The 15,373-nt window shown below is 66.9% G+C and carries 13 protein-coding genes; 2 read left to right on the top strand and 11 right to left on the bottom strand.

From position 1 onward, the window contains the following. Nucleotides 1-5: 5 nt before the first annotated feature. The 11 genes from AN936_RS04465 to AN936_RS04415 all read right to left on the bottom strand — a co-directional run bounded on the left by AN936_RS04465 (nt 6) and on the right by AN936_RS04415 (nt 14,056). Nucleotides 6-1,523, bottom strand: coding sequence for an EpsI domain-containing exosortase (locus AN936_RS04465; RefSeq protein WP_054587084.1), 1,518 nt, complete (start codon nt 1,521-1,523; stop codon nt 6-8). Beyond that, the gene (locus tag AN936_RS04460; protein WP_054587083.1) at nt 1,520-2,725 is read right to left on the bottom strand and encodes a TIGR03087 family PEP-CTERM/XrtA system glycosyltransferase; all 1,206 of its coding nucleotides are present in this window, start codon (nt 2,723-2,725) and stop codon (nt 1,520-1,522) included. Before AN936_RS04460 ends, AN936_RS04465 begins: the two co-directional genes overlap by 4 nt. A gap of 12 nt (nt 2,726-2,737) precedes the next feature. Beyond that, nucleotides 2,738-3,784 carry a FemAB family XrtA/PEP-CTERM system-associated protein gene (locus AN936_RS04455; protein WP_084758620.1) on the bottom strand — a complete coding sequence of 349 codons (1,047 nt, stop codon included), beginning with the start codon at nt 3,782-3,784 and terminating at the stop codon, nt 2,738-2,740. Between the two features lie 17 nt (nt 3,785-3,801). Beyond that, nucleotides 3,802-4,662, bottom strand: coding sequence for an XrtA system polysaccharide deacetylase (locus AN936_RS04450; RefSeq protein ID WP_054587082.1), 861 nt, complete (start codon nt 4,660-4,662; stop codon nt 3,802-3,804). A 50-nt stretch (nt 4,663-4,712) separates the two neighbouring features. Next, nucleotides 4,713-6,104, bottom strand: coding sequence for an XrtA/PEP-CTERM system-associated ATPase (locus AN936_RS04445; RefSeq protein WP_054587081.1), 1,392 nt, complete (start codon nt 6,102-6,104; stop codon nt 4,713-4,715). Nucleotides 6,105-6,125: 21 nt separating this feature from the next. After that, nucleotides 6,126-7,838, bottom strand: a complete 1,713-nt coding sequence (locus tag AN936_RS04440) for a hypothetical protein (RefSeq protein WP_054587080.1) — start codon at nt 7,836-7,838, stop codon at nt 6,126-6,128. Continuing rightward, nucleotides 7,838-8,854 (bottom strand): P-loop NTPase, encoded by a 1,017-nt coding sequence (locus AN936_RS04435; protein ID WP_054587079.1) that lies wholly within the window; start codon nt 8,852-8,854, stop codon nt 7,838-7,840. The genes AN936_RS04440 and AN936_RS04435 overlap by 1 nt, the downstream gene beginning before the upstream one ends. 17 nt (nt 8,855-8,871) lie before the next feature. Then, nucleotides 8,872-10,419 carry an XrtA system polysaccharide chain length determinant gene (locus tag AN936_RS04430; RefSeq protein WP_054587078.1) on the bottom strand — a complete coding sequence of 516 codons (1,548 nt, stop codon included), beginning with the start codon at nt 10,417-10,419 and terminating at the stop codon, nt 8,872-8,874. A gap of 51 nt (nt 10,420-10,470) precedes the next feature. Beyond that, a complete protein-coding gene (locus tag AN936_RS04425) occupies nt 10,471-11,124 on the bottom strand; it encodes an XrtA/PEP-CTERM system exopolysaccharide export protein (RefSeq protein WP_054587077.1) in 654 nt (217 codons plus the stop codon). Between the two features lie 173 nt (nt 11,125-11,297). Beyond that, on the bottom strand, nt 11,298-12,527 hold the full coding sequence (locus AN936_RS04420; RefSeq protein WP_054587076.1) for a pyridoxal-dependent decarboxylase, exosortase A system-associated: 1,230 nt from the start codon (nt 12,525-12,527) through the stop codon (nt 11,298-11,300). After that, nucleotides 12,524-14,056 (bottom strand): acyl-CoA ligase (AMP-forming), exosortase A system-associated, encoded by a 1,533-nt coding sequence (locus AN936_RS04415; RefSeq protein WP_054587075.1) that lies wholly within the window; start codon nt 14,054-14,056, stop codon nt 12,524-12,526. Before AN936_RS04415 ends, AN936_RS04420 begins: the two co-directional genes overlap by 4 nt. A 74-nt stretch (nt 14,057-14,130) precedes the next feature. On the opposite strand from AN936_RS04415, the gene AN936_RS04410 reads away from it, so the two are divergent. Both AN936_RS04410 and AN936_RS04405 read left to right on the top strand, forming a co-directional pair. Beyond that, complete coding sequence (locus AN936_RS04410) at nt 14,131-15,093, top strand: GNAT family N-acetyltransferase (protein WP_234715743.1); 963 nt, start codon at nt 14,131-14,133, stop codon at nt 15,091-15,093. Further along, entirely contained in the window at nt 15,090-15,356 is a 267-nt protein-coding gene (locus AN936_RS04405; RefSeq protein ID WP_054587073.1) for an acyl carrier protein, read from the top strand. Before AN936_RS04410 ends, AN936_RS04405 begins: the two co-directional genes overlap by 4 nt. Nucleotides 15,357-15,373 lie beyond the last annotated feature (17 nt).

The raw sequence follows: 15,373 nt of genomic DNA, 5'->3' as shown, positions 1-15,373 counted from the left end.
GTCGCTTAGCGGGTTTCGAGCGCGCGGTCAGCCATTGCCTGCGCGCCGCCCGAAGCCGACACGAAATCGGCGATGGCATCGCGCCCACCCTGCCCCGCCTCGCTCGATACGATCAGCGACAGCGCGCGCGGGTCGCCGCCGAACAGGCGCGCCTGCAATCCGGCGAGTTTGGCGCGGCGCGGGCTCCCCGTCGCCTCGCCGCCGACGACATACCAGGTCGCCGCGTCGCGCAGCACCGGGCCGGGGTGAAGCAGCCGCTCGGTCTTTGCGCCATCGACCGCCGGCAAGGGCGCACTCCACGCCCATTTGCTGTCGAGATCGACTGCGCCCTGTCCGAAGGCGACGACTTCGCGCCCTTCGGCCTGCCGCTCGTAACCGCCGATCGCGACAGTCACGCGGCGACCCTTGGCATCGGTGAAGTGCCGCATCAGGCGTTCGTCGGCGCCATCGTAACGCGGTGCCCATGGCGTTCCCGTCGCCAGCGTCCCGGCCCAGCCCGCGGGCGTTTCGACCATCATTGTGCCCGGCAACGGCGCCGACCGGCCGCCGACCAGCACCGCCCAGCCGAGAAAGAAGAGCGGCAACGCAAGAGCAGCAGGCAGCACCGCCTTGGTGGGCCCGGCAAAACGCGGCACTCCATCGAGGCCGCGGGTGTCAATCGCCGCGTCGTTCGCGGGCCGATCGAACCAGCGCCAAGCGACGAACATCACGAGCAGGATGACCAGCCCGAAGAATATCCAGCCATAGAAGACATGGTCGATGCCGCCCGCCGCCTCGATCCCCCAGATCTCGGCCGCGACCATCGTGCCATAGGCACGCAGCGCGTTGGCGATGATCGTCGTCGCGAGCGCCAGCGCGACGAAGACGATCCGCCGCGTCCAGCTCCGGAAACAGAGATGCGCCGCAAACACCGAATAAGCGAGCATCGCGATCAGGAAATTGACCCCCGAACATTCCTCCGCGACCTCGAAGAAGCCGGCCTTCGTCGTCACGAACACGCCCTGCATCTCAGCGGCGATCCCCGACAGGTGGAGCAGAACGACGCTGATGTGCGCGGTGAACGTCTGGAGCATCGGCACCAGTTCCTCCCCGAACGGCACCAGCAGCAGCGCATAGCCGAGCGGAAAGAGCAGCCCGCGCACCAGCTTCTCGCCGAGCGTCGCTGCGACCACGCCCTGCAGCATCAGCACCAGTCCGACCTGCCGGAACAGCCCGACGCCCGCCGCCTCGCCGACGAGCCAGACCAATCCGGCCCCAGCGATCCAGATCAACGCGGGCCACCAGAAGGCGGGCGTCAACGTCCTGAGTTGCGGCACCCGCTGCGCGACCAGCCAGCCGATCATCGGCACCATCAGCAGGCAGTGGGTAAAGGTCGAGCTGTGCCACCAGATGCCCGCCATATCGGCAGCGTCGCGATAGAACAGTATGAGAATTGCCGCCGACAAGGCGACCAGCGCCGCGATATGCTGCTGCCAGCGCGACCAGCCTTGCGGGCGATCGAGAGCGTGCAAGGACGGGGTCATGCGGCAAGTCCAAGCAGTTGCCCGAGCGGCGCAAGGCGCGCGTCCCAGCCGTAGCGCTCGATCATCCGTGCGCGCGCCGCCGCTCCCATCGCCGCAGCGGCGTTCCGGTCGTCGAACAGCGTGCAAACCGCCGCGGCCATCGCCTGCGCGTCATCGGCGACCAGCAAATGCTCGCCCGCGACGGCGTCGATTCCGGTTGCCGCCGCCGCGCTTGCGGCCACCGGCCGCGCCATCGCCATCGCTTCGAGCAGCTTGTTCTGTACCCCGCGCGCCAGCAGCAGCGGTGCGACGACCGCGTCCGCGGCGGCCAGCCACGGCCGCACGTCGGGAACCTCGCCGGTCACCCTCACCCCGGCATGTTTTTCAAGCGCCCTCACCTCATCGGTCGGCGCGCGGCCGACAATCGCGAAGCGCGCCGCAGGATGCCGCCGACGAACCAGCGGCAAGATGTCTTCGGTGAACCAGCGCACGGCGTCGATATTGGGGCGGTAGTCCATCTGGCCGGTGAACACCGCGAGCGGCCCCTCGCCCGCCGCGACCGGGTCGAACGCTAATGCGGGGTCGAACTTCGCCGTGTCGATGCCATTTTCAACCGCGCGGACCTTGTCGCTGCCTAGTCCGCTGCGCGAGCGAAACAGCGCCGCCTCGGCTTCGCTCACGAACAGGCTTGCATCGACCCCGCGCGCGATATCGGACTCGAATGCCGCCAGCTTCTTCGCCTCGCGCCGGTGAAGCCAGTTCAGCGGCTGGCGGCCATCCTGTTCGGCATAGGTCGCGAACTTCGCCGAATCGACGTCGACGAAATCCATGATCACCCGCCCGGTGAAGCCGGCCGGCAGATACTCCGCCATCTGGCCCGAGAAGGCGACGATGTGGCTGATCCGGCCTTCCGCCAGCAGGTCGTCGATTTGGTGCGCGAGCGCGAGGTTGCGGAACAGCCGGTTCGATACCGGCTCGCCATGCAGCAACGCCTGCGCGAGCGCGACCGGCCGCGAAACGTCACGCACTTCGATCGCCAAGCTCTTGCAAAGCGAGGCCATTTTGTCGCGAGCCAAGGCCGCATCCGCAGCATTGTCCGCGAGCGCCGCGACATGCACCGGCGCAAGCTTGGCCAGCGCTTCGAACATATGCCAGCTACGGATGCGGTCGCCGCGGTCGGGCGGCCACGGCGCGCGGTGCACGAGGAACAGGATTTCGGCCATCACCCCAGAAACCTAACCAAGTCCGCGGGCGATCAGCGGGCCGATCCGGTTTGCCGCCCACAGCGGCAGCTTCTTCCACAGGTCGACCTGCAGCCGGTATTTTGCGCTGTTCGGATTGGTGTCGCGCGGCTTTTCGCCGGCCGCGAGCCAGCGCGCATAGACCAGCGGCTGCGGCTCGAAGCCCCAGTTCTTCTTGTAGCTGTACGGACCGGTGCCGACCTTCGACCGGCCGAAATCGAAGCGCGTGCACCCGCGTTCGCGCGCATGGCGCATCAGCGCGAAATACATGAGTTCATTGGCGCGCAGCCCACGCGCCTCGGCAAGGCCCCCGCCCCAAAAGGGCATCACCGTGCCGCGCCAGGTGAGGCTAAGCACGCTCGCCACCGCCCGTCCGTCGCTGCGAACGGTCAGGATGTCGGCGTCGTCGCCGAACGCATCGAGCACCGCGTCGAACAGCGCTTTCGGAAACACCGGCGTTCCAAGGTTGCGGACGCTCGTCGCGTAGATGCGGTAATGGTCGCGCCGCTCGGTCGTGTCGTCACCGGTGGTGACGGTCAGGTCGCTGCCCAGCGCCTTGCGCACCTCGGCCCGCTGCTTGCGCGGAATGGCGAGCAGTTCGGCTTCGTCATCGGCCGAAAGATCGCGCGCAAAGCCGGCATAGATGCCTTCCTCGTGATACCAGCCGGTCCCTTCGGGCAGCGCCCCGCCGCGCAGTTCGACCGAAGGAACGGCCAGCGACGCGGCCATTTCGGCGGCGCCCTGCGCCAGAATGGCGGCCACCGTCGGATCGTTGGCGAGGATGCCGCCATCGACCGCAAAGCCGCTGCCGACCAGCGCCTGTCCGAACAGCGGCGAACGGACGTGATGAAGCGGCAGTATGCCGGTCAGCGTTCCGGCCGTATCGCGTGCGGTGACGAGGTGACAGCGATGCCCGGTCGCCCGGGTGATCGCCTCGCACCAGGCACGGCTGTGAAACGGCGTTGCGTCGGGGTGCTCCTCGACATAGGCGTCCCATTCGGCCGCTTCGGACAGCGGCGCGCCGGAAAAGCCCTGCTTCATCGGGAGGCTTGGCGCATTCACGCCGCCGCGCGCCACGATTGCGCCCGCTGCTGCTGCATAGGCAACAGCGCGTCGGCTCGCGTCCATTCGAAATCGGCGAGCAGTTTCTTCAGTTTGCCAGCCATGGCCGACAAGCCGCTGTAATGGCGTATTTTCGATTTGAGCGGCGCATCGGCGACGCGCGGCTGGCCGGGGTCGATTTCCCACGGGTGAAAATAAAGGATCGCGGGATGCCCCTCGGCATTCATCCGCGCAATCGCCCAGCGCGTGAAGCCATAGGGCAAGAGGCGCATGAAGCCTCCCCCGCCCGCCGCGAGCGTGCGCCCCGCAACGCGCGCGGTCGTCACCGGCCACTCGACGAGATCGCTGTCTGCCAACGGACGCCACGCATGGCGTGGGCTCGCGGGCCAGCCATAATGATCGTGCACCACCGGCGCGACGCTCGACGAATAGGCATATCCCTGTTCGGCAAGGATCGGGTGCGCCCAAGGCGTGCGCTGATCGACCGAGAAACTCGGCGCGCGATAGCCGCGGACCGGCACACCGCCGATATCCTCGAGGATCGCCTGCGTTTTCTTCAGGTCGGCGGCAAATTCACCGGCGGTCATCGCGAAGACCCGCTTGTGGTCATAGCCATGGCTCGCGAGTTCGTGCCCCGCGGCGACGATCCGCCCGATCAGCGCCGGATAGCGTTCGGCGACCCAGCCCAGGGTAAAGAAGGTGCCTTGCACCCCGGCCTCGGCGAACAAGGCCAGCACCGCGTCGCAATTCGCCTCGACGCGGCACTCGAACCCGTCCCAGTCGTCGCGGCCGATCGTGCGCTCAAAGGCGCCGACCTGGAACCAGTCCTCGACATCGACCGAGAGGCCGTTCTGCATTGTCTCTCACCTTCATCGGCCCCGGCTCGTTTCCGGCCAAGCGATGGACGTCAGGCGGCCCAGACCTGCGACCGGGCCGGATTGGGCGCATTCTCCGGATCGCGTTCGACCCATTCGATCAACAAATCAAGCACGCGGCGCAGCGCGGCGTCCTGCTCGACCAGCCGTTCCTCGAGGCTCGCGATCTGCCGTTGCAGCGCTTCCAGATGCGCCGCGTCGATCGCCGGCGGCACTGCGACAGGCGTTTCGGCCGGGGTTTCGATTGCCGTTTCGGCCGCAAGTTCGAAAATGTCGGCCGTATCGTCGGCGCCGGTTTCCACCACTTCCGCCGCAGGGGCGACGCCCAGCTGTTCGGCGACGAGCGACCGCGCTTCGGCGAAGCTCGGGCTGGCATAGGCGGGCGGCGAGGTGTCGGCGGGTCCGGCGAACGGCGGGCGTTCGGGAACAGCCGGCGCGTCGTCATAGACCGCCGAAGCGCGCGGCCATTCGAGCGGCCGTGCGATTTCGGCGCTTGCCTCCGCAACCGGGGCCGGCTCAGCAACAGCAGCCGCAATCGGCGCTGCGGCAATCTCGGCCTGCGCCACGACGTCCTCGACCGGCAGCGGCGCGAGCGCGGCTTCGTCGATGCCGCGATCGGCCTCGATCTCGGCGACGACGGCGCGGACCTGCTGCCCGGTGATGCGGGTCATCTGCTCGACGGCGCCGTAGAGGAGCAGACGGCTGACCAGCACGTTGAGCTTGCGCGGCACGCCCGCGCTATAATCGAAAATCTCCTCGAACGCGTCGGGGCTGAAGCTGGGGTTGCCGGTCCAGCCGACCTTGCCGAGGCGGTGCAGGATATAGGGCTCCACCTCTTCGGGCTCCATCGGATCGAGATGGTGCGTCGCGATCACCCGCTGGCGCAGCTGTTCGAGCGTCGGCGAGTGGAACAGCGTCTGGCGGAATTCGGGCTGGCCGAGCAGGAAAATCTGCAGCAGCGAATGGCCGCCGAGCTGGAAGTTCGACAGCATGCGCAGCTCTTCGAGCGCCGAAATGGCAAGGTTCTGCCCTTCGTCGACGATCAGCAACGTGCGGCGCCCGGCGCGCGCCTGTTCGCGTAGATACTGCTCCATCGAGCGCAGCAGTTCGGCCTTGCTCTCGGTTTCCCATTCCAGGCCGAATTGTTCAGCGACGAGGCGGAGCAGATCGTCGCCCTCGACCTGCGTCGACACCAGCTTGACCGCGGTCAGGCGATTGGGGTCGATCGTGTTCATCAGATGGCCGACCAGCGTCGTCTTGCCCGCGCCGACATCGCCGGTGATGACGATGAAGCCTTCGCCCTGCGCGAGGCCGTAACCGAGGTAGGACATCGCCTTGCGGTGCGTGCCGCTCTCGAAATAGAAATGCGGGTCAGGCGTCAGCTGGAACGGGCGTCCGGTGAAGCCATAAAATTGATCGTACATCGCTAAATCCTTCGTTCCGGATCAGAAGCTGTATCGCATGCCGACAAGCGCCGATCCGATAAGTTCGCTGTTGAACCCTTCCTGGTCGAACGCCGTCAGGCTGGCCGCGGCGTGGCCGGTCAGGCCGCGCCAGAGCCGCCGCGAATAGGCGGCCGAAATGCCCGCCGACTGGACATTGGCGGCGCCCGGCGCGCCATTGTCGAAATAATTATAATAAGCGGCGAGGGTGAGGTCGGAATCGCGGTCGAGCTGGCGCCCGGCGGACAGGAACAGATAATAATTCTCGTCGATCACGCCGTTGAGATCGGCAATCGCCGACAGGCTAGGCAGCAGCAGTTTCCGGCGATCGTAACCGGCGCCGATGCCATAGCTCCAGCCGCCGAGACGCGACGAGAACACCGCCTGCACGCCGCGGTTGCGGAACTGCGCGGTGGTCGTGTTGCCGAGCTGATTGGCGAGGCAGCCGCCGCCCTGATCGCCGAACACGCACGGGTTGATGCTGCCGTCGACGGGATTGCGGATCGGATCGAACTGGGTCGGCAGTGCGGCGAGCCCGCCGGACAGGCCGCGCCCAAAGCTCGACAGCCCGTCATAGACGCCGACCGACAGGGTCGCATGATTGGCGCGATAGGTGAAGCTGCCCGTATAGATGGTGTCGCCATAGCGGCGGCCGACCTTCGCGGTCAGCGCCGTGCGGCGGTTCGGCTGCCACATCACGCCGGCGTCCCAGATCAGCCCGTCGGTATCGAAGGACAGCTCACGCGGCTTGGATTTGTCGGTGATGAAACGACCGTTCGCATCGCGGACGGGCACGCCGTTCGCATCGACCACCGGATCGCGCTGGCCGATCTCGATGTCTTCGTAGCCGAGACCGCCGAGCAGCGCCAGCGTCGGTCCGATCGGCACCGTCACGTCGGCGCGGGCAAATTTGCCTTCATACCGTTGATCGAGCTGACTGGCGTCCTCGCGTTGGTAGCCGCCCGACACCTGCCAGCCGAACGGCAGGTCGCCGGGCCTGGCGCCGACGCTGGCCCAGGCGACATGGTTCGTCGAACTGTCGAAAATGTCCTGCGCCGTCACGCCGGGAGGCGTCGGGTCGTCGACGTCGATCTTGGTGTAGCCGAAGCGATAGCCCGCCCCGACGTCGAGCCCGCCGATGCGGCGCGCAAAGGTCGGGCCGGCATAAACCGAGTAGAGATTGGAGACGTTGGTGCCGTCGCGAAGGAACACGCCGGTGTCGCCGCCATAACCATCCGCACGGGTCCGCGTCGCGAGTGCCCCGGCTTCGAGATTCAGCCCGCGCGCCGCTTCGATCCGGCCGCGCGCAAGACCGCTCAGCGAGCTCGAATTGCCGAGCCCGCCCGATTCGCCGATGCGATATTCATAGCGAACGCTGCCCGCGAGTTCGGCGCGGCGCGTCACGATCGACGCATCGACCCCGGCGGCGAGCGTCGTATAGGTGAGCACATCGCCGTCGCCCTTGAGATCGGCGGACAGAACCTGTCCGACCTCAAGATAGGGGCTGACATTCACCTGCTTCTTCGCACGCCGACGCTCGGCGCGTGCCTCGCTGCGCCCGCCTTCGCTTGAAGATGCAGCAGGGCCACCCGCCGACGGCGCATCGCCGTCCGATCCCGGATCGCCCGAAAATTGTGCGTGCGCGCTCGTCGCCGTCCCGGCAAGCAGCAAGGCAGCCAGCGTCCCCACACGACGCATGGTGATTTTGGTGCGCATCACGACGCGCCTCCTTGTCCGTAATAGGTGCCGAAGCGGCGACCGCCCGGCGAATATTTCACCCCGTTGAGGAGCAGCTGGATATGCGGGCATGCGCCCATCAGCCCGATCGCGTCGCGCAGCGAGGATTCAAGCGTCTCATCGGCGCGCACGACCATGATCAGCTGGCCGACATGTCCCGCCAGCACCGCCGCGGGCGAGGCCGCAAGCACCGGTGGCGAATCGAGGATCAGGATGCGACCCGGCGCGCCGGCTTCGAGCTGGCCGAGCAGCGCTTCGGTGCGCGCCGAGGCGAGCAATTCGGTGTCATGCATATGCTGCATGCCCGCCGGCATCACCTTCAGCCCTGCGATGTCGGTCTGGATCATGCAGTCACCAAGCGGCAGGTGCGGATCGGCAAGCGCGTCCATCAGGCCGGGACCGTCCTCCAGCCCCAGCGCGTCGAGCACGCTCGGCTTGGCAATATCGGCATCAATCAGCAGCACGTCGTGGTCGGCCTCGACCGCGAGGCTGAGCGCTAGGTTGACCGCCGAAAAAGTCTTGCCTTCGCCGGGGTTCGCCGACGCGATCAGCACGCGGTGGCCGCGCGGCACCACCGGGCGGTTCGGGGTTCCGGCGAAGTTGCGGATGATCTCGCGCTTCACGATCCGATATTCTTCGGAAATGCCCGTCACCGGGGCGCCGGGGACGATCATCCCGCGCGCCGCGAGGCGGTCGCGATCGATGCGGCCCTGCCGCGTCGGCACGATCGCCGGCGCGGCGCGTGCGATATCCTTGCGCGGCGACGGTTTGACCGCGGGCGCGGGATCGACGGCGGGTGCCTCGGGGCCGAGGATTTCGGCCGCAGGCGTTTCGGCCTTCGGTTCGTCCTTGGGCTTCTTCGCCTTCTTCACCGGCTCGGGCGGCAGGTTCGACACGTCGATCGTCGGCGCATTGGCCGCGGGATCGATACCGAACATGTCGGCAGCGCGTTCAAGGAGCGAGGGCGGGCGCTTGACGGGGCGTTGATCGGTCATTTTCTTCTTGTCCCCCGTCACGCGACCATGCCGCGCTGGATGAATTCGGCGACGAGCAGCAGCGCATAGAGGCCGACGAGCGCACCGCCGCCGCCCGCGAGCCAGACGAGCCGTTTCTTGCGCTCGACATGGCGTTCGGGGGTCACGACTTCGGTGATCGAACCGATCACCGGCAGCCCGCTCGCCCGTTCGAGCTTCGCCGCGGTCGCATAGCTGGTGCGCACCTGGCCGAGGCCAAAGGCCACCGCGACCCCGCCGCCGATGCCGGCGAACAGCACGAGGGTCAGGAACAGCGGCCGGTTGGGCGCCGCCGGGCTGGTCGGCTTCGATGGCGGGTCGAGCAGCTCGATCTTGATCGCGTCGGTTTCGGTCTGTACCTCGCCGCGCATCCGCACCTGTTCGCGCTGGGTGAGCAGCCGGTCATATTGCGTCTTGAACGCGGTATATTCGCCGTTGATCCGGTCATATTCGGCCGCGATGCCGGGGTTCTGGATCTGCTGCGTCGTGATCTTGGCGATATCGCCGGTGAGCTGCGCCTTGCGCGCCGACAGCGCGCTCACCGTCGCCTGACGTTCGGCGCGCATCGCGGCGAGCGACGCATAGGCCGGGTTCTGGGCATTGCCGCTGCCCCCGCCGCCGGTACCTTCGCGGTCGGCGATGGCTTTCAGCGACGCGATCTGGCTCTTGAGTGCGATGACGTCGGGGTGCGCGTCGGTCAGCCCGCGCGCGCGCATCGCTGACAATTCGCCCTGTGCGCCGGCAAGCTGCTGCCGCGCGACCCCGCCGCCGACGCCGCCCATGCCGGGGACGTTGATCGTCGCCGGGGTCGAGGCAAGCTGGCCGTTGGCGGCGGCAAGCTGCGCCTGCGCCGACACAAGCTGCGAATCGATCTGGTTGAGTTCGGCGCGTGCTGCATCGACGCGCTGCGCCGGCGATCCGGCGCCGCCGGGGATCAGGCCGATATTCTGCGCCTCGAAGGCGGCGCGGCGCGCTTCGACCTCGCGCAGCGCCTTTTCGCGGTCGGCGATCTGCGAATCGAGGAATTTCAACCCCTCGCGTGCATTCATCCGGCCGCCGCGCAACTGGTCGTCGCGGAACACGGTGATCAGGCTGTCGAGAACCCCCGACGCGAGCTTCGCATTATCGGCATCGGACAGGCTGCCCACGCCGACCGAAGAAGTGATCTCGAAGATATTCTGCTGCTGCGGGACGACCTTGATATTCTTTTGCAGCATCGCGACGGCGCCCGCCTTTTCGCGGTCGCTGGCCCCCGCAGGAAGCAGGCCGGTGGTGATCGCGACCTTTTCGAGGTTGCGCGCGCTGGTCAGCGTTTCGCGAATCTGGTCGATCTGCTGATTGCCGCCGAACGAACCCGCCTGTCCGTCGTCGGGCAGGATCTGGTTGATGTCGACGAGCAGCCGGGCACGCGAATCATAGCGGTTCGGGATCGACGCGATCGCCAGCCAGCCGAGAATGCAAATCCCCCACGCGACGCCGAGCACCAGCCAGCGGCGCGTCCAGACGCTGTGCAGCGCCACCCGGAATTCGTCGTAGAGGCTGTTCATCGGTCGGGGTCAGTCCTTGGGGGTTGATCGGGAGGCGCGCGCCGGGCTGCGTCAGAACATGCTTTCGGGAATGATGATCACATCACCCGGCTGCAGACGGACGTTCGCCTTCACATCGCCGCGCTTTATCAGGTCGTTAAGCCGCAGCCCATATTCATGCTGCTTGCCGCTGCCCTTGTCGTAACGGACCAGCCGCGCCTTGTTGCCCGCCGCATATTCGCCGAGCCCGCCGACCGCAATCATCGCGTCGAGCACGGTCATGTTGGCGCGGAACGGGATCGATGCGGGCTTTTCGGTCGCCCCGACGACGCGCACCTGCTGCGAGAAGGTGCTGTTGAAGCTGGTGACGATCACGCTGACGATCGGGTCGGTGATATATTGGCTGAGCTGCAGCTTGATGTCCTGCTGCAGCATCGTCGGCGTCTTGCCGACCGCGGGCATGTCGGTGATCAGCGGTGTCGTGATCCGCCCGTCGGGGCGGACCTGCACCTTGCCGCCCAATTCGGGGTTGCGCCAGACGAATATCTGCAGCTCGTCGAGCGGCCCGATGATATATTCCTCGCCCGGCCCTTCCTGATTGGCGACGAAGCTCGCGCTCGGCAGTTGCGGCGCCGTCCCGACCGACGCGCATCCCGTCAGCGCGGTCGCGGCGATGCCAGAAAGCAGGGCCGCGCGCGCGGCACCAAGCGGGGAGAAGCAAGCCATATTCGTATCACCTTTCGAGCGGCTGGCCCCGTCGCAGCAGGGCATCCCCTACCACGACAGCCATTGCGTCAGGATCAGCCATGCTCGAAAAGGGTGAACATACCGTTAGTATTGGAATAAGTTTGGACCGCACCCGTCGCAAACTGTGCCGTATTGACACAACTCTGCAATGATCAGACGAGCATCTCGCGCGCCGGCCCCTGCCCAAGAAACGTCGCCGGGCTCGCCGAAGCGCCATAAGCACCGGCCTGAAATACCGCGATCAGGTCGCCGACATCGGCGCGCGGCAATGCGACCTGGTCGCCGAGACGGTCGAGCGGCGTGCAGAGGCAGCCGACGACCGAAACCGTCTCGACCGCCTCGCCGCCGAAGCGGTTCACGACCGCGATCGGATAGTTGCGACGGATCACCGTCCCGAAATTGCCGCTCGCGGCGAGCTGGTGATGGAGCCCGCCGTCGGTGACGAGGAAGGTCTCGCCATGGCTGACCTTCCGGTCGACGATGCGGGTCAGGTAAACACCCGCCTCGGCGACAAGCCAGCGGCCAAGTTCCATCGCGAAGCGGCTGTCCTCGAGCGCCCGGTCGCGCGCATCGAGCGTCTCGGCAAGCGCCGCGCCGACCGCGGCGGCATCGACCGCCTTGTCGCCCGGAAAATAAGGCACCCCCATCCCGCCGCCGAGGTTGACGAGCGGCGGCACCGCCCCGATCTCGTTCGCCAGCCGCGCCGCCAGCGCGACGGTCTGCGCCTGTGTCTCCGCAATCGCCCCCGCATCAAGTGCCTGCGATCCTGCGAAAATATGAAAGCCCTGCCAGTCGGCCCCGGTATCGATCAGGCGGCGCACCAGTATCGGCACGTCGTCGGCATCGACCCCGAACGGCTTGGCGCCGCCGCCCATCTTCATCCCCGATCCCTTGAGATCGAAATCGGGATTGACCCGTACCGCGAGCTTCGGCGTCACGCCGAGCCGCGCGCCGATCGACAGCGCGCGTTCGGCTTCGCCAGCCGATTCGAGGTTGAGCGTCGCGCCCGCCGCAATCGCCGCTTCGAGTTCGCGGTCGCGCTTGCCCGGACCCGCGAAGCTAATGTGCTCCGCCGCCATGCCGCTGGCGAGCGCCGCCTTGAGCTCGCCCCCCGACGCGACATCGAACCCGTCGACCAGCTGCGCCATATAGGCCAGCAGTGGCGCATAGGGGTTCGCCTTCATCGCGAAATGCAATTGGACATTGTCGGGCATCGCCGCCCGCCATTCGGCGACGCGCGCGGTCAGCAGTGCGCTGTCATAGACGAACAGCGGCGTGTCGCCCGCGGCATCGACCAGCGCCTCGGCGCGGTCGCTGCCGATCATCAGCATGCCGTCGTCGTCGGCGGCAAAACCGGGCGGGATCGGACCGTGCGGCTTCATGCCGTCACCTCCTGACTCCAGTCGGCGGCAATCGCAACCCGGTCGAGCTTGCCGTTGGGATTGCGCGGCAGTTCGCCCCGCCATTCGATCACCTGCGGCTGCATGAAATTGGGCAGGTTCTGGCGCAGATATGCCGCCAGCCCCTCCTCATCCGCCGCACCGCCCTTGCCGCGCACGATCAATATGATCGCCGCGCCGAGCCGCTGGTCAGGAACACCGAAGGCCACCGCCTCGAAGATCAGCCCAGACGCAACCGCGACATCCTCGACCTCGGTCGGGCTGACGCGATTGCCCGCAGTCTTGATCATCGCATCGTCGCGGCCGACGAAATAGAGCAGATGGTTCGCATCGCGGCGCACCGTGTCGCCCGACCAGACTGCCAGGCCGCCATAGTGCGACGCATTCGGCGCCGGCTTGAAGCGCTGCGCGGTCCGCTCCGCGTCCTGCCAATAGCCCTTGGCGACCAGCGGCCCGCAATGGACAAGTTCGCCCGGCTCCTCATCGGCGGTGATCGTCCCGTCGGGGCGGCACACCAATATTTCCGCATGCGGAATCGCGCGGCCCATCGAGGTCGGATGGTCGGCAACGAACTTCGGATCGAGATAGGTCGACCGGAACGCCTCGGTCAGCCCATACATCGGATAGATATCGGCGCTGGGGAAAGTCGCCCGCATCGCGTCGATCAGCGAAGGCGTCAGCGCGCCGCCACTGTTCGTCAATCGCCGCAGCAATCTGGCGGTTTCGGAGGGCCATTCGCTCTCGACAAGCTGCACCCAGAGCGGCGGCACCCCGGCGAGCGTCGTCGCGCCGTGCCGCGCGACCGCCTTCACCACATCGCGCGGAGTAAGATAATCGAGCGGGGCGACTGCGCCGCCGGCAAACCAGGTCGAGAGCAACTGGTTCTGCCCGTAATCGAAACTCAGCGGCAGAACGCCGAGCACCCGATCTTCGGGAGCGAGTTTCAGATAAGAGGCGACGCTTTCGGCGCCGAGCCACAGATTGGCGTGGCTCAGCATCACGCCCTTCGGCCGTCCGGTCGAACCGCTCGTATAAAGGATCGCCGCGAGATCGTCGGGTTCGGCCAGCGACGGGGGCAGCCCCTCGCCATCCGAATCAATCACTTCCTCGGCGACCTTCAAATCCTGCACCGCGCATTCGTCCGGCCGCGTGTCGCCGAGCATATCGGCGCGGGCGTTGTTGGTGACGAGCAGCTTCGCGCCGCTATCGGCAAGAATATATGCGACTTGCGGACCTTTGAGCAGCGGATTCACCGGCACATGGATCAGCCCGGCGCGCGCCGCGGCGAGCGGCATCATGCACGCGAGCCGCGTCTTCGCGCTCCAGCTCGCAACGCGCTCGCCCGGGCCGCCGGCCTGTTCGAGCAGCCATGATGCGAGCCGCCCGACACCGGCGTCGAGTTCGGCAAAGCGCGTTACCTTCTCGCCGATCAGCAGCGCAGCCGCATCCGGCGCGCCGCAGCGGGCGAGATGATCGATCGGATGCGAGGGCGGTTTTGCGGCTTTGGTCATCGGCTGTTAGGAGACTGGTGATAGAGGCCCGCACCATGCAAGGGAACGGTGAACATCCCGCTAATGATAGCAAAGTGGCAGCGGATGCGCGCGCCACGGGCTTTGCCTCGCCCTTCGACCGCGGCGAATGGTTCGACCTGCTCGAAGCGCATGGCTTCGCGGGCGCCGGCCGTGTTGATGCTCGCGGCACCAGCGACGGCGTCGTCGCCTGGCTGCCACTTCGCTGCGAAGGGCCAGGGCATTTCGCGGGCCTCACCAACTGGTACAGCTTCTCGATCCGGCCACTTTTCCGCGGTTCCGGGGATCGCACGGCCGCGCTCGCCGACCTGTTCGGCAAGCTGCGCGAACAGGCCGCTCGCGTGTCGCTCTATCCCGTGCCCGATGCCGACCGCGCCGCGATCGCCGATGCGCTGCGTGCCGCCGGCTGGTGGGTGAAGGCGCTTCCGACCGGCGACCGCCACTGGCTCGACCTCTCCGATATGGATCATCATGGCTGGTGGGACAGCCGCCCCGGCGCGCTCAAGAATACGGTGAAGCGCAAGGCGAAGAAGGGCGTCGTCGATATCGCGCTGTTCGACGTCTTCGATGCCGACGCATGGGCCGCCTATGAGCAAATCTATGCCGCAAGCTGGAAACCCGAGGAAGGCGACCCCGCCCTGCTGCGCGCCTTTGCCGAGGCCGAGAGCGCGCGCGGCACCTTTCGCATGGGGCTCGCACGGATCGCGGGCGAGCCGGTGGCGGCGCAATATTGGACGGTCGAGGACGGCACCGCCTTCATCCACAAGCTCGCGCATGTCGAGGACAGCCTGAAGGCCTCGCCCGGCACCTTGCTCTCGGCCGCGCTCTTCCGTCATGTGATCGAGGTCGACGGCGTGAAGCGCATCGATTTCGGCACCGGCAACGACGCCTACAAGCGCGACTGGATGAACCGCCACGAACCGCTGTGGCGGATCGAGGCTTTCAATCCATCGCGCATCGCGGCATGGGGACCGGCACTGAAGGCTTTTGGCCGCTCCATGCTGGGGAAAGATACGTGACCGATCACATCAATGTCGATGCCACCTTGCGCGCGCTGCTCGCCGATGTTCTCGGCCTCGGCGAAGAGCGCGCCGCTGCGCTGACCGCCGACGGCGGCCTCTTCGGCGAGCTGCCCGAGTTCGATTCGATGGCAGTGGCGACGGTGCTCACCGAGATGGAGGACCGCCTCGGCATCCTCATCGACGATGACGAGATCGACGGTGAAATCTTTGAAACCTACGGCAATCTCCTCGCCTTCTCCGAACGCAAGGTCGCCGGCTGAGGCGGATGCGGAGCGGC

The sequence above is a fragment of the Sphingopyxis macrogoltabida genome (assembly GCF_001307295.1).
GTDB classification, from domain to species: domain Bacteria; phylum Pseudomonadota; class Alphaproteobacteria; order Sphingomonadales; family Sphingomonadaceae; genus Sphingopyxis; species Sphingopyxis macrogoltabida_B.
This window is presented reverse-complemented; position numbering and strand designations above follow the sequence as displayed.